23 protein-coding genes are annotated in these 23,004 nt (G+C 68.4%); 12 read left to right on the forward strand and 11 right to left on the reverse strand.

All coding sequences use genetic code 11. The annotated features are described in order from the left end of the window. Positions 1 to 67 precede the first annotated feature (67 nt). A complete protein-coding gene (locus ACQKLX_RS18085) occupies positions 68 to 1,222 on the reverse strand; it encodes a trans-sulfuration enzyme family protein (protein WP_427362940.1) in 1,155 nt (384 codons plus the stop codon). 104 nt (positions 1,223 to 1,326) lie between these two features. On the opposite strand from ACQKLX_RS18085, the gene ACQKLX_RS18090 reads away from it, so the two are divergent. Further along, complete coding sequence (locus ACQKLX_RS18090) at positions 1,327 to 1,836, forward strand: TspO/MBR family protein (protein ID WP_427362941.1); 510 nt, start codon at positions 1,327 to 1,329, stop codon at positions 1,834 to 1,836. A 12-nt stretch (positions 1,837 to 1,848) separates the two neighbouring features. On the opposite strand, the gene ACQKLX_RS18095 is transcribed toward ACQKLX_RS18090, so the two are convergent. The 3 genes from ACQKLX_RS18095 to ACQKLX_RS18105 all read right to left on the reverse strand — a co-directional run bounded on the left by ACQKLX_RS18095 (position 1,849) and on the right by ACQKLX_RS18105 (position 3,778). After that, on the reverse strand, positions 1,849 to 2,223 hold the full coding sequence (locus tag ACQKLX_RS18095) for a response regulator (protein WP_427362942.1): 375 nt from the start codon (positions 2,221 to 2,223) through the stop codon (positions 1,849 to 1,851). A gap of 4 nt (positions 2,224 to 2,227) precedes the next feature. Further along, the gene (gene hpt, locus ACQKLX_RS18100) at positions 2,228 to 2,788 is read right to left on the reverse strand and encodes a hypoxanthine phosphoribosyltransferase (RefSeq protein WP_427362943.1); all 561 of its coding nucleotides are present in this window, start codon (positions 2,786 to 2,788) and stop codon (positions 2,228 to 2,230) included. 144 nt (positions 2,789 to 2,932) lie between these two features. Continuing rightward, the gene (locus ACQKLX_RS18105) at positions 2,933 to 3,778 is read right to left on the reverse strand and encodes a zinc-ribbon domain-containing protein (protein WP_427362944.1); all 846 of its coding nucleotides are present in this window, start codon (positions 3,776 to 3,778) and stop codon (positions 2,933 to 2,935) included. Between the two features lie 269 nt (positions 3,779 to 4,047). Between ACQKLX_RS18105 and ftsE the strand changes: the two genes are divergently transcribed. The 5 genes from ftsE to ACQKLX_RS18130 all read left to right on the forward strand — a co-directional run bounded on the left by ftsE (position 4,048) and on the right by ACQKLX_RS18130 (position 7,922). After that, positions 4,048 to 4,707, forward strand: coding sequence for a cell division ATP-binding protein FtsE (gene ftsE / locus ACQKLX_RS18110; RefSeq protein WP_427362945.1), 660 nt, complete (start codon positions 4,048 to 4,050; stop codon positions 4,705 to 4,707). Then, positions 4,694 to 5,671 (forward strand): cell division protein FtsX, encoded by a 978-nt coding sequence (locus ACQKLX_RS18115; protein WP_427362946.1) that lies wholly within the window; start codon positions 4,694 to 4,696, stop codon positions 5,669 to 5,671. Before ftsE ends, ACQKLX_RS18115 begins: the two co-directional genes overlap by 14 nt. A 137-nt stretch (positions 5,672 to 5,808) precedes the next feature. Then, positions 5,809 to 6,543, forward strand: a complete 735-nt coding sequence (locus ACQKLX_RS18120) for a YdcF family protein (protein ID WP_427362947.1) — start codon at positions 5,809 to 5,811, stop codon at positions 6,541 to 6,543. 51 nt (positions 6,544 to 6,594) lie between these two features. Further along, the gene (locus ACQKLX_RS18125) at positions 6,595 to 7,377 is read left to right on the forward strand and encodes a lysophospholipid acyltransferase family protein (RefSeq protein WP_427362948.1); all 783 of its coding nucleotides are present in this window, start codon (positions 6,595 to 6,597) and stop codon (positions 7,375 to 7,377) included. A gap of 59 nt (positions 7,378 to 7,436) precedes the next feature. Continuing rightward, positions 7,437 to 7,922: a hypothetical protein gene (locus ACQKLX_RS18130; protein ID WP_427362949.1), complete on the forward strand. Its 486-nt coding sequence runs from the start codon at positions 7,437 to 7,439 to the stop codon at positions 7,920 to 7,922. A gap of 4 nt (positions 7,923 to 7,926) precedes the next feature. Here ACQKLX_RS18130 and ACQKLX_RS18135 read toward each other — a convergent pair whose 3' ends face one another. Then, on the reverse strand, positions 7,927 to 8,484 hold the full coding sequence (locus ACQKLX_RS18135; protein ID WP_427362950.1) for a gamma-glutamylcyclotransferase: 558 nt from the start codon (positions 8,482 to 8,484) through the stop codon (positions 7,927 to 7,929). A 139-nt stretch (positions 8,485 to 8,623) separates the two neighbouring features. Here ACQKLX_RS18135 and ACQKLX_RS18140 point away from each other — a divergent pair, with 139 nt between their 5' ends. Beyond that, entirely contained in the window at positions 8,624 to 9,682 is a 1,059-nt protein-coding gene (locus ACQKLX_RS18140; protein WP_427362951.1) for a DUF2125 domain-containing protein, read from the forward strand. Between the two features lie 7 nt (positions 9,683 to 9,689). Here the strand turns inward: ACQKLX_RS18140 and rpoH are convergent, their stop codons facing one another. The 5 genes from rpoH to hemC all read right to left on the reverse strand — a co-directional run bounded on the left by rpoH (position 9,690) and on the right by hemC (position 16,695). Next, entirely contained in the window at positions 9,690 to 10,586 is an 897-nt protein-coding gene (gene rpoH / locus ACQKLX_RS18145) for an RNA polymerase sigma factor RpoH (protein WP_427362952.1), read from the reverse strand. A 317-nt stretch (positions 10,587 to 10,903) separates the two neighbouring features. After that, on the reverse strand, positions 10,904 to 11,935 hold the full coding sequence (locus ACQKLX_RS18150) for an RluA family pseudouridine synthase (protein WP_427362953.1): 1,032 nt from the start codon (positions 11,933 to 11,935) through the stop codon (positions 10,904 to 10,906). Between the two features lie 150 nt (positions 11,936 to 12,085). Further along, positions 12,086 to 13,741 carry a heme biosynthesis protein HemY gene (locus ACQKLX_RS18155; protein WP_427362954.1) on the reverse strand — a complete coding sequence of 552 codons (1,656 nt, stop codon included), beginning with the start codon at positions 13,739 to 13,741 and terminating at the stop codon, positions 12,086 to 12,088. 14 nt (positions 13,742 to 13,755) lie between these two features. Beyond that, entirely contained in the window at positions 13,756 to 15,708 is a 1,953-nt protein-coding gene (locus ACQKLX_RS18160) for a uroporphyrinogen-III synthase (protein ID WP_427362955.1), read from the reverse strand. Between the two features lie 36 nt (positions 15,709 to 15,744). Next, positions 15,745 to 16,695 carry a hydroxymethylbilane synthase gene (hemC, locus tag ACQKLX_RS18165; protein ID WP_427363046.1) on the reverse strand — a complete coding sequence of 317 codons (951 nt, stop codon included), beginning with the start codon at positions 16,693 to 16,695 and terminating at the stop codon, positions 15,745 to 15,747. A 166-nt stretch (positions 16,696 to 16,861) separates the two neighbouring features. Here hemC and tsaD point away from each other — a divergent pair, with 166 nt between their 5' ends. From tsaD to ACQKLX_RS18185, 4 genes are read left to right on the forward strand one after another with little or no spacing between them, the layout of a single operon-like run. Then, complete coding sequence (gene tsaD, locus ACQKLX_RS18170; protein ID WP_427363047.1) at positions 16,862 to 17,905, forward strand: tRNA (adenosine(37)-N6)-threonylcarbamoyltransferase complex transferase subunit TsaD; 1,044 nt, start codon at positions 16,862 to 16,864, stop codon at positions 17,903 to 17,905. Then, entirely contained in the window at positions 17,902 to 18,900 is a 999-nt protein-coding gene (locus tag ACQKLX_RS18175) for an NAD(P)H-dependent glycerol-3-phosphate dehydrogenase (protein WP_427362956.1), read from the forward strand. Before tsaD ends, ACQKLX_RS18175 begins: the two co-directional genes overlap by 4 nt. 13 nt (positions 18,901 to 18,913) lie before the next feature. Next, complete coding sequence (locus ACQKLX_RS18180) at positions 18,914 to 19,243, forward strand: hypothetical protein (protein ID WP_427362957.1); 330 nt, start codon at positions 18,914 to 18,916, stop codon at positions 19,241 to 19,243. Continuing rightward, a complete protein-coding gene (locus ACQKLX_RS18185) occupies positions 19,243 to 19,653 on the forward strand; it encodes an EVE domain-containing protein (protein ID WP_427362958.1) in 411 nt (136 codons plus the stop codon). The genes ACQKLX_RS18180 and ACQKLX_RS18185 overlap by 1 nt, the downstream gene beginning before the upstream one ends. Here the strand turns inward: ACQKLX_RS18185 and ACQKLX_RS18190 are convergent. After that, a complete protein-coding gene (locus tag ACQKLX_RS18190) occupies positions 19,648 to 20,796 on the reverse strand; it encodes a DUF2235 domain-containing protein (protein ID WP_427362959.1) in 1,149 nt (382 codons plus the stop codon). The two genes, ACQKLX_RS18185 and ACQKLX_RS18190, sit on opposite strands and share 6 nt — an antisense overlap. Before the next feature lie 255 nt (positions 20,797 to 21,051). On the opposite strand from ACQKLX_RS18190, the gene acs reads away from it, so the two are divergent. Then, positions 21,052 to 23,004, forward strand: a complete 1,953-nt coding sequence (gene acs, locus ACQKLX_RS18195; protein ID WP_427362960.1) for an acetate--CoA ligase — start codon at positions 21,052 to 21,054, stop codon at positions 23,002 to 23,004.

Genomic DNA, 23,004 nt, shown 5'->3' on the forward strand with positions numbered 1-23,004 from the left:
GCTCTGGCACATCGGCACGAACGCCGAATGCGGCTTTCGAGAAGCTGATATGCGCCAGCCGCGCTGGTCAGCGATGTCCGGCCTTCAGGGCCTGGTCGAGATCGGCGTAGAGGTCCTCGACATCTTCAATGCCGGTCGAGAGGCGCAGCAGGTCGGGCGGGCAGGGCGAGCCGGCGCCCTCGATCGAGGCGCGGTGCTCGATCAGGCTCTCGACGCCACCCAGTGAGGTCGCGCGCTTGTACAGTTCGACATGGGCGGCCGACCTGACCGCCGCGGCCTCACCGCCAGTCACCTGGACCGAGAGCATGAAGCCGAAGCCGCCTTCCATCTGCCTGGCGGCGATATCGTGGCCAGGATGCTGAGGCAGGCCGGGATAGAGCACGCGCGAAACCAGCGGGTGAGCCGAGAGCTTCTGCGCCAATGCCAGGGCCGAGGCCGACTGGCGCTCCTGCCGGACATGGAGCGTGCGCATGCCGCGCATCAGGAGGTAGGCCTCGAACGGGCCGAGAATACCGCCCTGGCCCTTGCGGACCGTCTTGATCCGGTTCCAGAATTCATCGTCTTCGCGGGCGCAGAGCGCGCCGGCGACAACGTCGGAATGGCCGTTCAGCACCTTGGTCGCGGCATGCATGACGATGTCGGCGCCGAGCGTCAGCGGACGGGTATGCACTGGCGAGGCGCAGGTCGAATCGACAGCGAGCTTCGCGGCGGCTGCATGGGCGATCTCAGCAGCGGCGGCGATGTCGGTGATGGTCCAGAGCGGGTTGGACGGCGTCTCCGCCCAGACCAGCTTGGTGACGCCGGGCTTCACCGCCTGCTTGAGCTTGGCGAGATCGTCGGTCTCGACGAAGTCGATCTTCAGCCCCCAGCGGGTCGCCTCGGTCAGCAGCCAGGCGCGCAGCGCCCAGTACATCACCTTGGAGGCGACGACATGATCGCCGGGCGAGAGCGCCTGGAACACGGCGGTCGCAGCGGCCATGCCGGAGCCGAACAGGAGGGCACCGGCCTTGGCCTCCTCCAGCATGGCGAGCACAGCCTGTGCCTCGTGCACCGTCTCATTGTCCGGTCGGCCATAGATGAAGCCGGAGGAATAGGCATTGTCCTCGTCGCGGATATAGGTGGTGGAGACGTGGATCGGCGGCACCACGGCCTTGGTCAGCGGGTCGATCTTGCCCATTGCCTGGGCGGCGAGCGAACGGGGGTGCAGCGGGCGCTTGGTCATGGCTGATCCGATTTCCACTATGTGAGACGATTCATCTCACTGAGATTGCTGCAGTGCAAGAGGCCCGCCTTGCCCGGAGCGCAGGGAAGCCCCATCCTCGCCGCATGAGCATATCGACAGACCGGGCCGATCGTCAGCCCACCCTATGGCTTGCCGCTGCCCTCGCGATCCTGCCGGTGGTCGCGGCCTCGCTGATCGGCAGCGCCGTGACGGTGCCGCAGATTCCCGGCTGGTATGCCGGCCTCGCCAAACCGCCCTTCAATCCGCCGAACTGGCTGTTCGCGCCGGTCTGGACGATGCTGTTCGCGCTGATGGCCCTCGCCGCATTTCGCTGCCTACGCCGGCCGGTCGACACACCGGGCAGGGCACAGGCGCTGCTTGCCTACCACGTCCAGCTCGCGCTCAACATGCTCTGGTCCTGCGCGTTCTTTGGCCTGAACAGCCCGGCGAGCGGCCTCGTCGTGATCGCGCTGCTGCTGGCGGCGATGATCTGGACGATGCGGTGCTTCGCAGCGTTGGGCGACAGGTTGTCGGTCGGGCTGTTCGTGCCCTATCTCGCCTGGGTTTCGTTCGCGTGCCTGCTCAACGCTTCGATCTGGTGGCTGAACCGCTGAGCCGGCGAGCTCTCACCCGATCGAGCGCTCGATCACGCGCAGCACCGTCTCGCGCAATTCGGCGATGGTGAAGGGCTTGGTCATCACCTCCTCGACGATGGTCTCGAGGCTCTTGGCCCGTTCGCGCTGCTCGGCATAGCCGGTCATCAGCATGATGGTGAGGTCTGGGAAGTGCTGCTTGGCGGCGAGCGCCAGCGCGATCCCGTCCATCAGCGGCATGCGGATATCGGTGAGCAGGAGATCGAAACGGCCTTGCTCGGCCATCAGGATGTCGAGCGCTTCGGCGCCGTCGCCGGCGGTCAGGCAATCGTGCCCGTCCATGGCGAGGCCGCGCGCCACCAGCGAGCGCAGGCTCTCCTCGTCATCGACCACGAGAATGCGCGACATCGCTTCAGATCCCCGGGAGACCGGCCTGGTCGGCGGTCTCAATCACGCCGACATAGGGCAACTGGCGATAGGAATGGGCGACGTCCATGCCGTAGCCGACGACGAAATAGTCGGGGCATTCGAAGCCGACATAGTCCGCTTCGATATTGACGGCGCGCTTGGCCGGCTTCTCGAGCAGGACGGCGGTCGAGACCCGGGCAGCGCCACGCGCAGCGAGCAGATCCTTGGCGAAGGCGAGGGTGCGGCCGGATTCGAGGATGTCGTCGACGAGCAGCACATGCCGGCCTCGGACATCGCTCTGCACATCCCGCAGGATCTCGACCTGGCCGGAGGAAACGGTGGCGGCGCGATAGCTCGACAAATGAACGAACTCGACCTGCGGCGTCATGCCGGCCCGATGCATGGCGCGGATCAGGTCGGCGACGAACATGAAGCTGCCTTTCAGCACGGCGACGACGAGCAGGTTCTCGCCGGCACTGGCCGCGATCTCTGCGGCCATTTCGGCATTGCGCTCGGCGATCGCCACCTCATCATAGAGAACGCGGATACGCTTGGGCTGGGACATCTCGACGACCGTTCCTTTCGGCGCGGGCTCATGCCCGCGCAGCCCCGTGATCGCGGGCTAAACTCTTCAGGTCTCAGTCATAGCGTCCATGCGCGGACAATTGAAGCGGCGGGAGCCGGCCGGGTGGAAACCAGCTGTGGGAGATCAGTGCAGGCTGGCGAGGCCTTCGGTGCTGCCGGCGCCGAAACGCAATTGGACCGAGCGGCCATTCTCAGGCGGCGAGGCGAGGCGGGCCCGGAAATGCATCAGCTCCGCCGGTTCGAGCGACGGGCGTGGCGGTTCGGTCGTCCAGCTGTAGAGCACCTTGCCGTCCTCGCTTTGCACCATGACAGTGATCGGCGGCACCTTGGTCGTGCCCTTGGCGACGTTGGTGACATCGCCGGAGACGACGAGGAAGCGCCCCTGCGGATCCTGGACCAGCTCGCTCTCGACGGCGCTGAAGGCGAGGCCGCGCACATTCACAGGCAGGCCGATCGACGCGTAGAGCCCGGCGAATTGCGGGATAACCCGAACGACGCGCTCGCGCTGCCAGAGGCCGAGCCCGAGCGTGGCAAGGCCGGCGGCCACGAGGATGCCGGCCGCTGCCGGCGGCAGGCGGGTCCCGAGGCCCTCGGCGCCGACCCGGTTTCGCTTGCGCTTGGGCGGTATGGGCTGCGCGATATTCGCCTGGGACGGCTCCCCCCGCTCGGCGGTGAGCGCCGAGATGTCGGCATCGATCTCGGCGGCGCGGCGCAGCTCCTCCTCCAGCTCCGCAGCGGTCTGCTCGGGGCTGGGGGCGCCCGGAAGCTCCGGCATTGCGGCATCCAGATCGGATTGCAGGACTTCGCCGGCCGGCTGTGCCCCTACTGCCTGGGGCGCGTCTACCGCCTGCGGCGCCTCGATCTGCCAGGTCGTCTGGCAGCTGGCGCAGCGCACCTTGCGGCCGCCGGTCCCGATCTTGGCCTCGGCGATCTCGTACCGGCTGGCGCAGTTGGGGCAGACGATCAGCATGGCCTTAAAAACGCTCGCTCCGCGCTGCATGCCCGCGAGTATCGGTCTGGAGCCTGATCCTCCCGTTGCTGCGCGCAAGTGCAAGCGGGGGCGGTTGATGGCTCCGCCTCCCATAGGGTCGATTTATGGTTAACGTCGCGTAAAGCCTGCGCCATGCAGGGCTGAGGAAAACGCGCGGTGCTTCCCGCCGGGGCGTGGTCTCGGTGTAAGGTCGTGCCGGCTCGGCGGCCGTCCGGTACGATTCGGAAAGTTCAGCGAGAGGAACTGCGTTGGTTCGGTTCGAGAATGTCGGTTTGCGATACGGGATGGGGCCGGAGGTGCTGAAGGACATCAACTTCAGCATCGCGCCGCGCTCTTTCCAGTATCTGACCGGGCCGTCGGGAGCCGGCAAGACCACGCTGATCCGGCTCGTCCTGATGGCGCTCAAGCCGACGCGGGGGCTGGTCAACCTGTTCGGCCAGGACGTCTCACGCCTCGATGCCGCGACGCTCACCGATTTCCGCCGCCGCATGGGCGTGGTCTTCCAGGATTTCCGGCTGCTCGACCACCTGACGGTCTATGAGAACGTGGCGTTGCCGCTGCGCGTCCTCGGCAAGGAGGAGGCGAGCTATCGCGCCGAGGTGGTCGAGCTCCTGCGCTGGGTCGGGCTCGGCGAGCGCATGCATGCGGTGCCGGCCGTCCTCTCCGGCGGCGAGAAGCAACGCGCAGCGATCGCGCGCGCTTTGATCAGCCGGCCGCAATTGCTGCTGGCCGACGAGCCGACCGGCAATGTCGACCCCGGCCTCGGACGGCGCCTGCTGAGGCTGTTCATGGAATTGCAGTCGCTCGGGACGGCGGTGGTGATCGCGACACACGATATCGGCCTGATGGAACTCTACGACGCGCCGCGTCTCGTGCTGGCGGATGGGCATCTGCATGTCGATGCCTGACCATCTCGACATGGATGAGGCCGAGGAGGAGCGGCCGCGCAGCGGGCAGCGCCTCCCGGCGAGCCTGCGCCGCGATCAGCCGCTGGTGCCGGTCGATTCGGTGGCGGGCCGAGCGCTCGTCGTCGTCATCGCCATCCTGACCTTCCTGGCGGCATTGAGCGCCGGGGCGGCGCTGCTCGCCGCACGCGCCTCGGAGCAATGGCGCGGGGCGGTCGCCAACGAGATGACAATCCAGGTCAGGCCAGATCCACGCCGCAACATCGAGCAGGATATCGCCCGCGCCGTCGAGCTCGCCCGGGCGGTGCCGAGTGTCGCCGAGGTCAAGCCGATGCCACGGGCCGAATCCGACAAACTGCTCGAGCCCTGGCTCGGCGCCGGGCTCGACCTCGTCGAATTGCCGGTGCCGCGGCTGATCGTGCTGCGGTTGTCCTCGACCGTCGCCAATGATCTCGTCGCCTTCAGCCAGACATTACGGCGCGAGGTGCCGAGCGCGACGCTCGACGATCACCGGCTCTGGGTGCGCCGGCTCTCGACCATGGCGAGTACGATCATCCTGGCCGGCGTCGCGGTGGTGCTGCTCGTGCTGGTGGCGGCCGGGCTCGCCGTCGCCTTCGCGACGCGCGGCGCTATGGCGGGCAGCCGCGATTCGGTCGAGGTGCTGCATTTCGTCGGCGCGACCGACGAGTTCATCGCGCGCGAGTTCCAGACCCGCTTCGTCGCGCTCGGCCTGCGCGGCGGGGCGGCTGGCGGGCTCGCGGCGATCATCGCGATCGCCCTGCTCGGCTTCCTGTCCTCGGCCTGGAGCGCGACCCCTGAGGCCGACCAGCTGCAGGCGCTGTTCGGCGCCTTCGAGATCGGCTGGTCGGGCTATGCCGTCGTCATCCTCGTCGCGGCGGTGGTCGCGGCGATCGCGGGACTCGTCTCGCGCCTGACGGTGCGGCATTATCTTCGGGCAATGAGCTGAATCGCTTCGCGGTGGGGTTGTGAGGATGCCGTCATTGTGCCCGATTGGGCAGCTAGTTTCCCGATCTCATGGTGCTGCTTGGAACCCGGCAAGGCCATCTTCCCCGTGTTGAGGACAGCCTGGCTGCCCTGCGACAGATGACGACGCCCGCCTCGCCGCGGCGCCGATGGCTCCGTCGTTTCCTGCTCTGGTCATGTCTCATCGGCGGGTTCGCCGTCGCTGCCGGCTATGTCAGCTTCGCCACGGGGCTGTCGGTGACCGAGTCGCGCTCGCCGCCGCGAACGGATGCGATCGTGGTGGTCACCGGCGGAGCGCAGCGGATCGGCGATGCCGTCAGCCTGCTCAACGCCGAGCGCGGGCGGCGCCTCCTGATCAGCGGCGTCAACGAGAAGACGAGCCGCGAGGAACTGGCCAAGCTCAACCCGAGCGGACGCGAGGCTCTCGCCTGCTGCGTCGATCTCGATTATCGCGCCCGCAACACCATCGGTAACGCCATCGAGACACGGCGCTGGCTGCGCCGCCATGATTTCCGCTCGCTGCTGGTGGTGACGTCGAACTATCACATGCCGCGCACGCTGCTCGAGCTCGGCCATGCGATGCCGGGCGTGCGCTTCGTGCCGCATCCGGTGGTGACCGACCAGGTCGACGTCGCCGGCTGGTGGCGTGACTGGCACACGATCCGGTTGCTGGTTCCGGAATACCTCAAATATCTGGTCGCCGCCGTGCGCAGCAGGCTCGAGTCCGACCCCGAGACGTCGCGGCTCTCGGTGATCATCGGCGGGCGCAAGCCGATCTCGCCCAAGCCGGGCGACCTGATGGGGCCGGAGCACGACAAGCGCTCGCGGGCGGCGACGCCGCTGCGCGGGGCCTGATCCGCGCGGCTGGCTCTTGACGCGCCCCGGCTGCCGGGGTTCTTGCGGACCATGCTGCTGATCCGCTCGCTCCTGTTCAACGTTGCCTTCTATCTGAACCTCGCATTCTGGCTGCTCGCGGCCATGGTGACGATGGTGCTGCCGCCGCGCTTCCTGCTGAAGGTCGCGCTGTGCTGGGCCGAGACTTCGCTCTGGTGGATGCGGGTGATCGTCGGGACGCGCTACGAGATCACCGGTGTCGAGAACATCCCGCCCGGCGGGATCATCATGGCGGCCAAGCACCAGTCGACCTGGGAGACCTTCGCGCTGGTGACGGTGTTCCGCAATCCCGTCTACATTCTCAAGCGCGAATTGACCTGGCTGCCCTTCTTCGGCTGGTGCCTGATCAAGCTGCGGATGATCCCGGTCGATCGCGGCGCCCGCAGCCGGGCGCTGCAGGAGGTGACGAGGCGCGCCAGGGTCGAGCTCGGCGAGAAGGGGCGCCAGCTGATGATCTTCCCGGAAGGGACGCGGCGCCCCGCCGGCGCCGAGCCGGCCTATAAATACGGGGTCACCCATCTCTATGCCGAGCTCGGCGTGCCTTGCGTGCCTGTGGCGCTCAATGCCGGGCTGTACTGGCCGCGCCGCAGCCTGATCAAGCGGCCGGGAACGATCCGCGTCGAGATCCTGCCGGCGATTCCGCCAGGGATGGACAAGGTGGCGTTCCACGCCTTGCTGCAGGAGCAGATCGAGACCGCGAGCAACCGGCTGCTGGCCGACGGTCTTGCCGAACTTGACCGGCTCGGCGTACCCGCCCCTGTCAGCATACGTCAGGAGGCGCAGCCCAGCGCCTGATCGGCCTTGACAATGGGCTTCTGTGTTCCGATTTTGTTCTAGAACAAAGGAGGAACGACATGGCTGCTTTGGCCCGAGCCCGTTTCCCATTCGACCGTAGCCGGTCGATCGACAAGATGCCGCGCCAGCTCAACCTGCTGGAGGCACTCCAGCCTGCCAAGGCGGAGCGTGCCGCTCCGCTGTTCAGCGACGACGCTGTGGTTGCGGGGCAGGTGCGCGAGATGCCGTTGCGCGCGACCGCCCATCTCGCCGAGCGCCGCTTTACCGCCTGGCGCGGCCGCTCCGGCCGGCGCTATGTCGCCTCGGTTTTCGCCGTCCAGGACGGCCATGCGCTCGGCTTCAGCGATGCGGTGCTGCTGGCGGTCTCGCCTGAGCGCAAGATCGTCGCTGCGCGCGACAGCGGGCCGTTCGGCATCGATGCAGCGCTGACGCGTTGGCGTGATGCCGCGGCCATGGCCGGCGCCAGCGAGATCCATGTCCATTTGCTGGCGGAAGACAGCGCCGGCCGCCGCGCTGCCCTCTGCGACCTGATGCCGGAGGCGTGAAGCCTTAGAGGGGCTTGGCCGGGCTCGTCCTGTCGAGCTCGGCCACGAGATGGGCCAGCAGCGGGTCGTGGATGCCCATCTCGTGCAGGTGCTCATGGGTGCGCCGGACATAGTCCGGATTCTCGCCCGAGACGCCCTTGCCCTGACGCACGAGGGCGAGCACCGCCTCCTCCGGCAGGCGCCCGGCATACTGATCATGATTGCGGTCGGCGATGTAGGTGAGCGCATTGAGGCGCCGGCCATCGTCGAGCCGCAGCGCCAGTCGCCGTTCGAGATAGACCGCGGTCGCCTGCTCGCGGGCGCGCAGATAGTCGGTCGTCTCCTCGGCCTGTTCGGCAGCGACGCGGAAGGCGACGCCGCGGCAGATGCCGCCGCGGTCGAGACCGAGCACGAGGCCGGGCACCTCGGGCGTGCCGCGATGGACATGCGAATAGATGCAGAGCGCGCGGTGGTAGCCGTGCAGGCGCGCACCGGCGCGCTCGACGAAGGCAAAGCCGGGACGCCAGATCAGCGAGCCGTAGCCGAACACCCAGAGATCTTCCGGCGGAAGCGGCGCTGTCATCCGATCCTCACAATTTAGCCCGCTTGCCTCGCCAGAGAGGCATTCGCGACCGGCTGGCGGGCATTCTCCGACAGCGCTGGCGCGTTGCGGCCCCGGTCGCTATCAACCTGCCGAGATTTTCGCAATGGAGCGCCCGCGCATGTCCGATACCACGCCCGTGCGCCGGCATGGCCGCTTCTGGCTCTACGCGCCCTTCGTGCTGCTGGCGCTGCTCGCCGCCGGCTGGTCCGGCATCTGGGGCTTCGCGCGCAGCAAGGTCGACCAGGAACTCGATGCCGGCATCGCCCGCGAGGCGAGAGCCGGGCGCAACTGGACCTGTCGCGATCGCAGCGTCGGCGGCTACCCGTTTCGCATCGAGGTGCGCTGCGCCAGCCTGACGCTGACCTCCTCGCGCTGGGGCGACGAGGTCAAGGTCGACGCCGGCCCGGCTGTCGCGGTCGCGCAGGTCTGGACCCCTGGCCACATCATCCTGCAGATGACGGGGCCGATGCTGGCGAACCTTCCGCAGGGGCGCAAGGCCGCGCTCGACTGGAAGGCACTGGCCGCGAGCCTGCATCTCACCGGCCTCGCCTTCGAGCGTTTCTCGCTGGTGCTGGGCGAGCCGGTCCTGACCGTCACCGAACCCGGACAAGGCGCAGCCGAGACGTGGCGTGCCGCTGCTGCGGAAGCACATCTGCGGCCCAATCCGCAGCGCTTCGCCAGCGAAGGCACGGTCGATCTCGCCGTCAGCGCCAAGGGTGGCGTGCTGCCGGCGCTGGAAGTGCTGGTCGGCAATGGCCAGCTCGCCGATCTCGACCTGCAGGCCAGCGTCTCGCGCGCGCTGTCCTTCCGGCGCGGCTTCAATCCCGATGCGCTCGAAGCCTGGCGTGCCGCCGGCGGCGCACTCGACGTGACCAAGCTCGTCCTGACCAAGGGGCCGACGCGGCTCGAGGCCAGCGGCCTCGTGGCGCTCGACGAGGCGCATCGGCCGGCCGGCAAGGTCTCGGCGGCGGTCGCCGGTGTCGACCGCATCGCCGGCATCAAGGTCGGCGGCCTGACCGCGGGTCTCGGCGCGCTCCTCGGTGGGCGCACGGGGGATGGCGGGCAAAGCAATACGGCGGCAGGGCTTTCGCCGCTGCCGCCGCTGGTCCTGCGCGAAGGCAGGGTCTTCCTCGGACCGCTCAGGCTGCCTCTGCAGCCATTGCCGCCGCTCTACTGATCAGGGGTCAGGCCGCGGGCAGGGCCGCCCGCGGCGCCTCGATCTTCACCAGCGCCTTCTTGACCGCGTCCTGCACCTTCTCGAAGGCGCGGACCTCGATCTGGCGGACGCGCTCGCGCGAGACGCCGAACTCCTCGGAGAGCTCCTCCAGGGTGATCGGGTCCTCGGCGAGGCGACGCGCCTCGAAGATGCGCCGCTCGCGGTCGTTGAGCACGCCGAGCGCCTCACGCAGCGCCAGATGGCGGTTGTCGCTCTCCTCGGAGGCGGCGAGACGATTCTCCTGGCTGTCGCTGTCGTCGACGAGCCAGTCCTGCCATTCGCCCTCGCCATCCTCGCGCAGCGGCGTGTTCAGCGAGGCGTCGCCGCCGAGGCGGCGGTTCATGTCGATCACGTCCTGCTCGTTGACGCCGAGCTTGGTCGCGATGCTCTTGACCTGGTCGGGCTTGAGATCGCCCTCGCCGAGCGCCGAGATCTTGCTCTTGGCCTTGCGCAGGTTGAAGAACAGCTTCTTCTGGTTGGCGGTGGTGCCCATCTTCACCAGCGACCAGGAGCGCAGGATGTATTCCTGGATCGAGGCCTTGATCCACCACATCGCATAGGTCGCGAGCCGGAAGCCCTTGTCCGGCTCGAAGCGCTTGACCGCCTGCATCAGGCCGACATTGCCCTCCGACACCACTTCGCCCATCGGCAGGCCGTAGCCGCGATAGCCCATGGCGATCTTGGCGACGAGGCGCAGGTGCGAGGTCACGAGCTTATGGGCCGCATCGCGGTCGCCATGCTCGCGCCAGCGCTTGGCCAGCATGAATTCCTGGTTCGGCTCCAGCATCGGGAACCGACGGATCTCGTCCAGATAACGTGAAAGTCCGCCCTCCGCGGACATGACGGGCAACGACGCAGTCGCCATGCTCGTACTCCTTTCCGGCTCCCGCTCCGCGGCGAGCCAACCACCCGATGTTCCATCGGGCAGGATCGTCCGGCGCGCTGCCCCGGCGACGGCTATCGTCCAGTCGCCTGCTGCGCGCCTGGCGCGCTTTCCGTTCAGCCGGACCCGGCTGAACGACGAGATTCGCGCCAACTCTCATGTGGAGCATGTTCTCATCGCAAAAGTGGTCCCCACTTTTGCGGAACATGCTCAAGCGGCGCCCCTTTAGCCATCCGCTTTCGCAGCGCAGTATAGACGATGCGAGGGTGGCGGAAAGTGGGCGGCGCAGCAAAAATCGGTCACAGGATCGAGAGTTCTGCTTGCAAACGTGCAAAGTCGGCGGGCGGTTCCGACTCGAAGCGCAATTCCTCGCCGGTGACCGGATGCTCGAAACCGAGCAGGCGCGCATGCAGCGCCTGGCGGCCGAGATCGACGAGCGCGGCGCGGGCTTTTTCGGGCAAACGGCTCGCCTTGGTCATGAAGCCGGAGCCGTAGAGCTGGTCGCCGAGCAGCGGGTGGCCGATATGGCTCATATGGACGCGGATCTGGTGGGTGCGCCCGGTCTCGAGCTGGCATTCGACCAGGCTGGCCAACGCCTCGACCTCCTCATGGCCGCGCAGCAGAGGCGGGTAGCGTTCGATCAGCTCGATATGGGTGATCGCCTCGCGGCCGCGGCCCTCGCCGACGACCATCATCTTCTCGCGATTGCGGTTGGAGCGCTCGATCGGGGCGTCGATCGTGCCGGTCTGCCGACGGGGTGACCCCCAGGCCAGGGCGAGATAGGCCCGTTCCAGCGGGCCGGTGCGGCCATGGTCGGCGAACTGCTTGGCAAGGCCGCGATGGGCCTTGTCGTTCTTGGCGACGACGAGCAGGCCGCTGGTGTCCTTGTCGAGCCGGTGGACGATGCCGGGCCGGCGCACGCCGCCGATGCCCGAAAGGCTCTCGCCGCAATGGGCGATCAGCGCGTTGACCAGCGTGCCATCCTCATGGCCGCCGGCGGGGTGGACGACAAGCCCGGCCGGCTTGTCGATCACGATCAGGTGCTCGTCCTCGAAGACGACAGTGAGCGGGATGTCCTGGCCGACCGGTGCGGCCGGCTTGGCCTCGGGCATGACGAGGGAGAGGCGCTGTCCGGCTGCGACTTTGCGGCTGGAATCGACGACCACCAACCCGTCGATGCTGACGCCGCCCTCCTTGATCACCTGCTGCAGGCGGGCGCGCGAAACCTCGCCGCCGAGCAGAGCGAGCGCCTTGTCGAGGCGCAGCCCAGCCTGCTCGGGTGCGATGACGAGCTCGGTGGCGGTGGAAGAGGTGATCTCAGAGGTGGTCATGCGCCGTCTATAGGCGTCCGGAGAGCAAAGATCACGCGTCATGCTCGGGCTCGGCCTGAGCATCTCAGGTCGGAGAAGACGCAGACCGGTGCCTTCTCGTCATGAGATTCTCGGATCTTCGCTTCGCTCCGTCCGAGAATGACCTGTCTATCAGCTGAAGATCCGAAAGCGGCCCTTGGTCTCACCGGGCGTCTGCTGCTCCGGGCCGGGATCGTCGGGCGCATGCGCGACCGGGAAGACGACCGGGGCAGGCTTGGCCTGCTGCGGCGCCGGCTTCGTCGTTGCCGGAGCGATCTCGACGACCGGCTCGGCCGGGGGAGGGGCGGTTGCAGCGACTGGCTCAGGCCTGGCCTCGACCTTGGCTTCCGGCTTCGGCGGTTCGGGCGCGGCAGGCGGAGCGAGCCCGGCCGGAGCGGACAGGGGCTCCGCCTCCGCGACCTCGGCCTTGCCTTCCAGCAGCGGCGCCGAAGGCTCGTCGAGATCGGCGAGGACGTCGTCGTCGAGATGGGCGCCCTGGCTGCCCAGCGTCGCCGGCGGGACCGTCCAGACAAAGGCGTCGAGCCGGCCCGAGATCGGCGAGACCGGCAGCCACTGGTCGGAGACGAGCCCGTCGGCGACCCAGGCGGCGTCGCGCGGGGCGCGGGTGGCGCGGGCCAGCCATTCGCGGACGCGGCCGGTGGCGCCGTGTTCGGCCTCTTCCAGTTCGGCCATCAGCAGGCAGGCGCGGACCGACGCGCCGCCGGCGAGCAGCGGCTTCAGCGTGGCGCGGGCACGGGCGAAGTCCTGGGCATGGATGGCCGCGCCGGCGAGCGCCAGCACGCCCTCGGGATCGGCAGGCCGGAGCTTGGTCAGCGTCTCGGCGCGGGCGAGGCGATCGCGGGCGCTGTCGCCGGGACGGACGTCGAGATAGGCGCTGGCGATGTCGGGATGCGAGACCTGTTTCCAGGCCGCCTCCAGCAGTCGCGCCGCCTTCTTGATGTCGCCGCGTTCCGACAGCATCCGGCCGGCGAGGGCGGCTGCAGGGGTGAGGCCGGGCGCAAGCTTGACCGCTTCGAGCGCGGCGGCGAGCGCCTTCTCGGGCTCGCGATCCTTGGCCTCGAGCGCCTCGGCGGCGAGCAGTACGGCGCGCTGGCGCTTGGCCTCGCCCTTGTCGGCGAGGCGCAAAGCGGCGCGGCGCTCGACCGCGGTGCGAGCCGCCTGCCAGTCGCCGGCGGCGGTGTGGAAGTCGAGCAGGGCGTCATTGGCCCAGGCGAGCGAGGGCGAGCGGCGCACGGCGTCGTCGGCGAAGGCGCGGGCGGCGGCCATGTCGCCGCGCCTGCGCGCCTCGACGAAGAGGCCGCGCAGGCCGAGCACGCGAGTCTCCGGCTTGTCGAGCATCGCCTTGAAGGCGGCCTCGGCCTGGCCACGATCGCCGGAGAGCTGGGCCGATTGCGCTTCGAGCAGCAGGGTCAGCGGCTCGCTGGCCGCGAATTTGCGGGCATCGACCGCGTAGCGTCCGGCAGCGACCGGGTCGCCGGCGCCGATCGCAACCATGCCACGCGAAATCGCCTCGAAGCCGCGGGCCCGGCGCCGGGCCCGCGAGGCGAAGCCGAAAGCGGAGGGCAGGCCGAAGACGAAACGCATCACCGCCCAGGCGACCAGAGCGAGGAAGGCGAGCACGACGACGCCGATCGCCGCGATCGCGACGCTGGTCTCGATGCGGTAGCCCTGCCAGAGGATGGAGACCTCGCCCGGCCGGTCGGCGAGCCAGACGGCGCCGGCGGCGAGGGCGGCGATGACGAGGAGATAGACCAGTACGCGAACCATCGGGATCTATCCTCTCAGCCTGCCGTACCCAGTGCCGCGACCGCATCCTGCGCGATGCGGTTGATCGTCGATTCCGCGATTGCGCGCAGCCTCAACGCCAAGCCGAAGGCTTCGCTGCCGCGCCGCGCCGGCTCGGGCATCTGCGTCCAGATCTCTGCCGCCTTGATCACGTCGTTCTGGGCGAGGGCGCCCTCCAGCCTGATCGGCAATGTCGCGGGATCGCTGGAGCCCGAGTCGCCGACGGGGCGGATGGTGACGATGCGGCTGGCGAGGCCGAGCAGCTTGTCTTCCCAGCTATTCGCCGCCGGAGTGGTCTCGCGCACGAACAAAGCGTGATGGCTCTTGAACTGCGCCAGCAGCTTGTCGCGCGTCGCGGCGCCGGTGCCGGCCACGGCTGCGAGCGCCGTCTTCTGCTCAGCCGGAATGTCGCCGAGCGCGGCGAGGTCGGCCTGGAAGGGGCGGCCTGAGCCGATCGCATCGCGGATGCGCTCGGCAAGGACGACGCGCGCCGCCGCCACCGCCTGCCGGCTCGGCTGCGCTGCATTCCTGGCCGCGGCCTCGACGCCGGCGAGGCGTTGACCCAGCGTCGCGGCCGCGTCGCGGGCGGCGGCCGCGTTGCTCTCGGCAAGGTCGAGCTTCTGGTTGAGTCCGGCGGCGAGGTTCGCATCCGCTGCCGGAGCGGCCCTGGCCAGTTCGGCGAGACGGCTGGCATTGGCCTGGGCTTCGCCGCTCGCCTTGGCGGCGCTCTCAGCCGCGGCTGCGGCCTTGCGATCGACGGCGTCGAGCGCGGCGCGGTTTGGCAAAGCGGCGTTCTGCGCCTGCAAGGTCTCGACGCGCTTGGCCAGCTCGGCGAGGCGGGCGCCGTCATTGGGAGCGGAGAGACGTAAAGCCAGCAGCACCAGGCCGGCGCCGATCACGCCGCCGGCGAGGCCGGCGAGCGCGACGGCCGGCAGGCTGTAGCGTCGCTGATGCTCGGGCACCGGCGGCGGGGTGAACTCCTCGGGGAGCGCCTCGGTCGGTAGAACCGCTTCGGCGGCGGTCTCGACGCGCTCGGCTTCGGCTGCGCTGGTGGCCGGCGTTGCGGCTTCCGGCGGCAATGTCTCGACGGTTTCCGTGGCGGCGAGCTCGATGGTCGGCGGTGTCCGGCCCGAGCGGTTGCGGCGCTTGCCCGTCTGGCCCTGTTCGCTGCTCGGCTCCGCCGTCATGCCGTCCTTGCCTGCCTTGTCGTCCGCCGCTGCCGGCTCCTTAACACCGCTGCTCAGCAAAGTGCGAGCGGGAAGCTGGTCGAGTGCAGCGAAGAGCGCGGCTTCCTCGGGATGTTCGGCGACGAGCACGGTGTCGGAGCCGGCCGAGATCAGCGGAGCGGCGATCTCGGCCGAGAGTGCGAGCTGCGGCAGGGCCTGGGCCTGCTCTGTCAGGCCGGCCTTGCCGGCGAGATCGAAGAAAACCTGGGCGCTGCGCGGAGAATAATGCAGGGCGGCATCGGCCGAGCCGTCGCGCAAGGCTTCCGCGGCTGAAGCGGGCAGGGCATCGACCGCCTTGGCCTCGTAGGCCGTCCAGATCGTCACCTCGTGCCCGGCATCGCGCAATTGCTGCGGCAGGTCCTCGTGGCGGTCGCGGCCGGCGATGAAGAGCAGCTTTCGGTTCTTCGGCAGGCGCTCCTGGATCAAGGCGAGCAATTCGGCGCGGCCGCCACGGGCGCTGTCTGCAATGAAGCCGAGCTTGGCGACGGCCTCTGCGGTGCGCGTGCCGACGCAGAAGGCCGGCAGGGTGTTGCGGCAACTCTTCGGCAGGCTTTCCAGCGCCGGCACGGCATTGGCGCTGGTCAGCACCAGCGCGTCGAACGGCCCCTTGGGTGGCTTTTCGCCTGTTGGCAGGATCTGAAACAGCGGCGCGACCACTGGATCCTTGCCGCGCTCGCGCAGGGTCTGCGCGCTGCGCTCGGCATCCTCTAGCGGTCTGAACACCAAAACACGCATATCGCCTCCTCGTGCGGCCGTCGCTCAGGCCGGATCGTAGATGCCGGCCGGAGCTCGGGCACGCAATTCGCGCCCGAGATCGGCTCCCAGTTGCGCGGCCTCCGTGACGGAACCAAGGCGTTCGCCCTCGGCGCTCGCCGTGCCATCGGGCGAGAGGATCAGGCCGCGCAGGTGCAGGCGTTCGCCGTCGACGGTGGCGTGGCCGGCGATCGGGGTGCGGCAGGAGCCGTCGAGCTCGGTCAGATAGGCGCGCTCCGCCGCGAGGGCATGGCCGGTGTCGCGGCAGATGATGGGGCCGAGCGCTGCGGCGGCGGCCGCGTCTCCGGCGCGAATCACGACGGCGATGGCGCCCTGGCCGACCGCCGGCAGGCATTCATCGAGCGAGAGGATGCCGCTTGCCTTGTCGGCGAGGCCGAGGCGGCGCAGGCCCGCGAGCGCGAGCAAGGTGGCGTCGAGCTCGCCATTCGCGACCTTCTCGAGCCGCCGGCCGACATTGCCGCGCAGCAGCGTGACCTCGAGGTCGGGCCGCGCCCGCTTGAGGATAGCCTGGCGGCGCAACGAGGCCGAGCCGACGACCGCGCCCTGCGGCAAGTCGGCGAGGCGGGCGATGCCGCGGGCGATCAGCGCGTCGCGGACATCCTCGCGCGGCAGGTAGCCGCCGATGACGAGACCGTCGGGCAAAGCGGTCGGCAGATCCTTGGCCGAATGGACGGCGAAGTCGATGGTGCCGGCGAGCTGGGCGGCGTCGATCTCCTTGGTGAAGAGCCCCTTGCCACCGGCCTCCGACAGCGCCCGGTTCTGGATCGCGTCGCCGGTGGTGCGGATCACGTCGAGCGGCAGCTCTTCGCTGGCCCAGCCATGGGCGACGCCGAGCCGGCGGGCAAGTTCGTGTGCCTGCGCCAGAGCAAGCGGGCTGCCACGCGTGCCGAGGATGAAGCGGCCAGGGAGCCGGCTTTCGCGTGGCGGGGTCGGCATGTCGGTCATTCTCTGTGAGGTCTCCGAATTCCGCGCCATCAGCCGGCGCTGGCCATTGGCCTTCTCCTTCATGCAGCACTATACGGAGGAAATCCCCGCGCGAAACCGCGCACCCCGGCGGCAGCCCGGCCATCCCCGCCGCTGCCCGCCCAACGTCACGATGAGCATGCGAGTTCTGGGCATAGAGACGACCTGCGACGAGACGGCTGCGGCGATCGTCTGCGTCGAACGGTCCGGCGAAGCGAAGATCCTCTCGAACGAGGTCCTCAGCCAGATCGCGGCGCATGCCGCTTATGGCGGCGTCGTGCCCGAGATTGCGGCGCGCGCCCATGTCGAGGCGATCGATCGTATCGTGGCGCGCGCCTTCGAAAGCGCCGGCATGAAGCCTTCCGAGATCGACGGCGTCGCCGCGGCGGCAGGACCGGGGCTGGTCGGCGGCGTCATGGTCGGCCTCACCACTGCCAAGGCGATCGCGCTGGTGACCGGCCGGCCCTTCATCGCGATCAACCATCTCGAAGGCCATGCGCTGACGGCGCGGCTGACTGACGACCTCGCCTTCCCTTATCTGCTGCTGCTGGTCTCGGGCGGGCATACACAACTCCTCGCCGTGCGCGGCGTCGGCGACTATCTCAGGCTTGGCACCACCATTGACGATGCGGTCGGCGAGGCTTTCGACAAGATCGCCAAGATGCTCGGCCTGCCCTATCCGGGTGGGCCCTCGGTCGAGCGCGAGGCGCGCAATGGCGATCCCGAGCGCTTCGAGTTCCCGCGGCCGATGAGCGGGCGGCCCAATCCGGATTTCTCGCTGTCGGGGCTGAAGACGGCCGTTCGCCTGGTCGCCGAGCGGATCGCGCCCCTGTCCGATCGCGACGTTGCCGATCTCTGCGCCTCCTTCCAGGCTGCTGTCGTCGACGTCCTCGTCGACCGTACGCGCGCCGGCCTGCGCGCCTGCCGCGAGGCCGGGATCAAGCCGTCTTCGCTGGTCGTCGCCGGCGGTGTCGCGGCCAACCAGCAGATCCGCAATGGCCTGATGCGGCTCGCCACCGAGGCCGGATTGCCGATGGTCGCGCCGCCGGTCGCGCTCTGCGGCGACAATGGCGCGATGATCGCCTGGGCCGGGCTGGAACGGCTGCGGCTGGGCCTCGTCGACGACATGACCGCTGTGGCGCGGCCACGCTGGCCGCTCGACGAGCTCAGGGCGCAGGCGTGAGCGCAAAAGCCCGCTACCAGACGGTCGGCGTCGCCGGTGCCGGCGCCTTCGGTACGGCCTTGGCGCTCGCTGCCGCGCGGGCCGGGCGGCGCGTGCTGCTCTGGGCCCGCGATGAAGAGACGGTGGCGAGCCTGCGCGAGAGACGCGAGGCGCCGCGGCTGCCAGGCGCGAGGCTGCCCGAGGCGATCGAAGCGGTTTCGGATATCGCGGCGCTGGGCAAGGCCGAGGCGCTGATCCTGGCCGTGCCGACGCAGGCCCTGCGCTCGGCCTCGACGCTGCTGGCTCAGGCATTGCCACATGGGCTGCCAGTGATCTCGGCGGCCAAGGGCATCGAGCAGGGCAGTGGTCGCTTCACCACGCAGATCGTCGCGGAGGCATTGCCGCAGGCGGTGCCTGCCGTGCTGTCCGGCCCGAGCTTCGCCGCCGACATCGCGCGCGGCCTGCCGACGGCGCTAACGCTGGCTTGTCACGATGCCGCTTTGGCCAAGGCGCTGGCCGAGGCGCTGAATTCGTCGGCGCTGCGCATCTATCACAGCAATGATCCGCGCGGGGTCGAGATCGGCGGCGCCGCGAAGAACGTGCTCGCCATCGCCGCGGGTATCGCCGTCGGCCTCGGCCTCGGCGAGAGCGCCCGCGCCGCGCTGGTGGCGCGCGGGTTTGCCGAATTGCGTCGCTTCGGCGAGGCGCACGGCGCCCAGGCCGAGACTCTGATGGGGCTTTCGGGACTGGGCGACGTCGTGCTCTCCTGCGCCACGGCGCAGTCGCGCAACTTCGCCTATGGTCAGGCATTGGGGCAAGGCAAGCCGCCGGCCGAAGCCTCGGGCGGCAAGCTCGCCGAGGGGGCTTTCACGGCGGTGGTGCTGGTGCAGATGGCGCGGTCGCAGGAGATCGACATGCCGATTGCCGAGGCTGTGGCGAGCGTCATCGCCGGGTCGGTCGGTGTGCGCGAGGCCGTCGCCGAGTTGCTGGCGCGGCCGGTGCGGGCAGAAAACTGAACGGAGAGGGCGCATGGCCAACGACTGGTCCGATCTGACGAAGCGGGTGGCGCGCGGCATCGCCGAGGTCCGCAAGACGACCGGTTCGGAGCTGATCGCCGAGAGCCTGCCGGTGCCGCTGGCGGGGCGCATCGCCGGGCGGGTGATCGAATTGCGCCGCCGCCGGGCCGAGGACACGCATCGCTTCGTGCTGATCCTGCCGTTCGGCGAGGGCGAGACCCGCATCGAGCTTTCTCCCCAGGATTACGCCGCGCTGACGCGCGAGATGGTCAGGTTCTGGAACGAAAACGGCGAGGCGGCGTCGCGGACGCCGGTGCCCTTGAAGGAAGAGGACGAAGGCTGATGGCGCACTGGCTGATCAAATCGGAACCCTCGGTCTATTCCTGGGACGACCTGGTCAAGGCCGGGGCCAAGGGCACGCATTGGGACGGGGTGAAGAACCACACCGCCAAGCTCAACCTGATGGCGATGACGAAAGGCGACCAGGTCTTCTTCTATCATTCGAACGAGGGGCTCGAGGTCGTCGGCATCGCCGAGGTGATCAAGGAGCATTATCCCTGGGTCGAGGCCGGCCCGCCCTGGGTGTTGGTCGACTTCAAGGCGATGAAACCGTTGCCGAAGCCGGTCTCGCTCGCCGCGGTCAAGGCCGAGCCGAAGCTCGCCAAGATGTCGCTCGTCACCTCCTTCCGCCTTTCGGTCCAACCGGTGACGGACGAGGAATGGGCTCTCGTCTGCAAGATGGGCGGGCTATAGCCGCTTAGGGGCGTAAAAATCCTTCACACGCGGGTGGACCGAAGGCCTGCCCAACGCCTTCGGGCGGTAGTTCATCGTCGCGTCGTTGAAGCGGTCCTCGATCTGGTCGCAGAGCCTGTCGCGGTTCGGGTCGTGCTTCAGGATGAAGTCCGACCTGTCGCCCTCGCGCCAGAACATGCCGAAGCCGGTGCGCTCGTCGTGCTGCCGAGCCGTGAGCGAGCCTGCGAAGCTGTAGCCGCCGGGCTGGAAACGGATGCCGACACCCGGTTGCGAGCACTGCGCGATCATCCAGGCGAGCGCCATGTCGGAGAGGCCGCGATCCGGATAGCCGCCGCCGATGTCGGAGTGGACACCCGGGAACCAGACCTGATCGATGCGCTGGCTGGGATGAGCCTCGGTCTCGTCCCATGGCACCGGCGCGAAGACCTTCCGATTCTCGTCGATGGCGAGGGCCTGGAAGCCGAAGGGCACGCGGCTGCTCAGCTTGGCGTCGTGGAAGCGGTGCCGGAACGGATTCACCAGATTCATGATGCCCGGCAGTCCGAGCGCCGCCACCGTGTCGAAGACTGCGACGAGATGGACCGGAGCGTCGCGGCAGGCATAGGTCTTGCGAAAGATGGCGGCCTTGGCGCGCCGTTCTTCCGCGCCACGCGGCCCGTATTGTGTCTGGTAGATGCCGATCGCCTCCGCGAGGATCCTGTCCCGTTCTTTCTTGGCGTCGGCGCCCTCGGCGGTGATGTCGGCCCCATTCTGCAGCCGTGCCGGAATGCCGCAGAGCAGGACGACGGAGGCCAGGCTGCGCGCGGTGTAGGCGCCGCGGCTGAAGCCGAAAACGGCAACGCGATTATCGGCGACCTCGGTCCCAGCCGGCCCGTCCCAATTGAGGAGCAGGAACTCGTAACAGTCGTGGATATTCTGGGTGATGCCCGACCCGGTCGCCTTGCCGACCAGGTTTTGCGCCCAACGCGACCAGCTCACGATCTTTCCAGGTTCGGTTCCGACGCCGGCATCATAGAAGCAGAGCTGGCTCGGAGCCGATCTCGCCCACTCGTACATCTTGAAGATGTTGGTGGCACCGTCGTCGACCCGCACGCCGCGCTGGCCCGTTCCGTCCGAAAAGACACATAGCGTCCTGTTCGCCACGCCTGCCTCCCCTCTTGCCGCAAGGCTTTTTTAACACGAGTTCGCTCAGCGGGGATTGAGTTGTCGGTCGGATTCGACCGCTAGCCTCGCCGAAAGTCGAAGCAACGAAAGTGCGAGCCCACGGCGCTTGTCGGCGCGGGCTTGCTGCCTATGATGCGACGAACTCGAATAAGGCCGGTCGGATTGTCGTGGCGTGTCGCTGCGGGCCGACAAAACCGGCCCCGACGACGGCCCAAGTCTGGGGAGACGCCTGTTATGACCGAGATGATCTACGACGTGCCAGCTTCCTGGGCCAAGAAGGCCTGGCTGAACGACGCCAAGTACAAGAAGATGTATGCGGCCTCGATCAAAGACCCGGACAAGTTCTGGGCGGAGCACGGCAAGCGGATCGACTGGTTCAAGCCCTACAGCAAGGTCCGCAACGTCAGCTACAAGCCCGGCAAGGTCTCGATCAAATGGTTTGAGGACGGCACCACCAATGTCGCCTTCAACTGCATCGACAGGCATCTGCCGACGCGGGCCAAGCAGACGGCGATCATCTGGGAGGGCGATGACCCCAGCGAATCGAAGAAGATCAGCTACGGCCAGCTCTATACCGAGGTCTGCAAGTTCGCGAACGTGCTGAAGGCCAAGGGCGTCAAGAAGGGCGACCGGGTCACGATCTATCTGCCGATGATTCCCGAGGCGGCCTACGCCATGCTCGCCTGCGCCCGGATCGGGGCGATGCATTCGGTGGTGTTCGGCGGCTTCTCGCCGGATTCGCTGGCGAGCCGCATCGAGGACTCCGATTCAAAGATCGTGATCACCGCCGATGAGGGCCTGCGCGGCGGTCGCGCCGTGCCGCTCAAGAAGAATGTCGACGCCGCCGACGACAAGGTGAAGGGCGGCATCGGCACGGTGATCGTGGTCAGGCGCACCGGCGGCAACGTCACCATGAAGGACGGCCGCGACGTCTGGTATCATGACGAGGCGGCGAAGGTCTCGGGCCATTGCCCGCCGGTCGAGGTCAAGGCCGAGGACCCGCTGTTCCTGCTCTACACCTCAGGGTCGACCGGCAAGCCCAAGGGCGTGCTGCATACCAGCGGCGGCTACCTCGTCTACGCCGCGATGACGCATCAATACGTCTTCGACTACCATGACGGCGACGTCTACTGGTGCACCGCCGACGTCGGCTGGGTCACCGGCCACAGCTACATCCTCTATGGGCCGCTCGCCAATGGCGCGACGACGCTGATGTTCGAGGGCATCCCGACCTATCCGACGATCTCGCGCTTCTGGGATGTGGTCGACAAGCACAAGGTCAACATCTTCTACACCGCCCCGACCGCGATCCGCTCGCTGATGGGCGCCGGCGAGGAGCCGGTGAAGAAGACCAAGCGCAAGTCGCTGCGCCTGCTCGGCTCGGTCGGCGAGCCGATCAATCCGGAAGCCTGGGAGTGGTATCACCGCGTCGTCGGCGAGCGCCGCTGCCCGATCGTCGATACCTGGTGGCAGACCGAGACCGGCGGCATCCTGATCTCGCCACTGCCGGGGGCGACCAAGCTCAAGCCCGGCTCGGCGACGCGGCCCTTCTTCGGGGTGAGACCCGAGCTGGTCGATGCCGAAGGCAAGGTGCTCCAGGGCGCCGCCGAGGGCAATCTCGTCATCGCCGAGAGCTGGCCCGGCCAGATGCGCACGGTCTATGGCGACCATAAGCGCTTCGAGGAAACCTATTTCGCGACCTATCCGAACAAGTACTTCACCGGCGACGGCTGCCGGCGCGATGCCGACGGCTATTACTGGATCACCGGCCGCGTCGACGACGTGATCAACGTCTCCGGCCACCGGATGGGCACGGCCGAGGTCGAATCGGCGCTCGTCGCCCATCCCAAGGTCTCGGAGGCGGCTGTGGTCGGTTATCCGCACGACATCAAGGGGCAGGGCATCTACGCCTATGTCACGCTGATGGCGGGCGAGAAGGCTTCGGCCGATCTCAAGAAGGAGCTGGTCGCCTATGTCCGCAACGAGATCGGCCCGATCGCCTCGCCGGACCTGATCCAGTTCGCGCCCGGCCTGCCCAAGACCCGCTCCGGCAAGATCATGCGCCGCATCCTGCGCAAGATCGCCGAGGACGAGTTCGGCGCGCTCGGCGACACCTCGACGCTGGCCGATCCGGCCGTCGTCGACGATCTGATCGCCAACCGGCAGAACAAGCGCAAGGCGGGCTGA

Origin of the sequence: Allobosea sp. NPDC003192 (assembly GCF_050275675.1) — a bacterium.
In the GTDB taxonomy this organism is placed as follows: Bacteria; Pseudomonadota; Alphaproteobacteria; order Rhizobiales; family Beijerinckiaceae; genus Allobosea.

Bases quoted from the DNA above. Each gene is read 5' to 3' on its own strand.
- ACQKLX_RS18090 (WP_427362941.1), top strand. From the start codon at position 1,327: ATGAGCATATCGACAGACCGGGCCGATCGTCAGCCCACCCTATGGCTT.
- ACQKLX_RS18185 (WP_427362958.1), top strand. From the start codon at position 19,243: ATGGCGCACTGGCTGATCAAATCGGAACCCTCGGTCTATTCCTGGGAC.
- ACQKLX_RS18135 (WP_427362950.1), bottom strand. From the start codon at position 8,484: ATGACAGCGCCGCTTCCGCCGGAAGATCTCTGGGTGTTCGGCTACGGC.
- acs (WP_427362960.1), top strand. From the start codon at position 21,052: ATGACCGAGATGATCTACGACGTGCCAGCTTCCTGGGCCAAGAAGGCC.
- hpt (WP_427362943.1), bottom strand. From the start codon at position 2,788: ATGTCCCAGCCCAAGCGTATCCGCGTTCTCTATGATGAGGTGGCGATC.
- ACQKLX_RS18180 (WP_427362957.1), top strand. From the start codon at position 18,914: ATGGCCAACGACTGGTCCGATCTGACGAAGCGGGTGGCGCGCGGCATC.
- ACQKLX_RS18105 (WP_427362944.1), bottom strand. From the start codon at position 3,778: ATGCTGATCGTCTGCCCCAACTGCGCCAGCCGGTACGAGATCGCCGAG.
- tsaD (WP_427363047.1), top strand. From the start codon at position 16,862: ATGCGAGTTCTGGGCATAGAGACGACCTGCGACGAGACGGCTGCGGCG.
- rpoH (WP_427362952.1), bottom strand. From the start codon at position 10,586: ATGGCGACTGCGTCGTTGCCCGTCATGTCCGCGGAGGGCGGACTTTCA.
- ACQKLX_RS18140 (WP_427362951.1), top strand. From the start codon at position 8,624: ATGTCCGATACCACGCCCGTGCGCCGGCATGGCCGCTTCTGGCTCTAC.
- ACQKLX_RS18085 (WP_427362940.1), bottom strand. From the start codon at position 1,222: ATGACCAAGCGCCCGCTGCACCCCCGTTCGCTCGCCGCCCAGGCAATG.
- ACQKLX_RS18150 (WP_427362953.1), bottom strand. From the start codon at position 11,935: ATGACCACCTCTGAGATCACCTCTTCCACCGCCACCGAGCTCGTCATC.
- ACQKLX_RS18115 (WP_427362946.1), top strand. From the start codon at position 4,694: ATGTCGATGCCTGACCATCTCGACATGGATGAGGCCGAGGAGGAGCGG.
- ACQKLX_RS18095 (WP_427362942.1), bottom strand. From the start codon at position 2,223: ATGTCGCGCATTCTCGTGGTCGATGACGAGGAGAGCCTGCGCTCGCTG.
- ACQKLX_RS18130 (WP_427362949.1), top strand. From the start codon at position 7,437: ATGGCTGCTTTGGCCCGAGCCCGTTTCCCATTCGACCGTAGCCGGTCG.
- ACQKLX_RS18155 (WP_427362954.1), bottom strand. From the start codon at position 13,741: ATGGTTCGCGTACTGGTCTATCTCCTCGTCATCGCCGCCCTCGCCGCC.
- ACQKLX_RS18120 (WP_427362947.1), top strand. From the start codon at position 5,809: ATGACGACGCCCGCCTCGCCGCGGCGCCGATGGCTCCGTCGTTTCCTG.
- hemC (WP_427363046.1), bottom strand. From the start codon at position 16,695: ATGCCGACCCCGCCACGCGAAAGCCGGCTCCCTGGCCGCTTCATCCTC.
- ACQKLX_RS18125 (WP_427362948.1), top strand. From the start codon at position 6,595: ATGCTGCTGATCCGCTCGCTCCTGTTCAACGTTGCCTTCTATCTGAAC.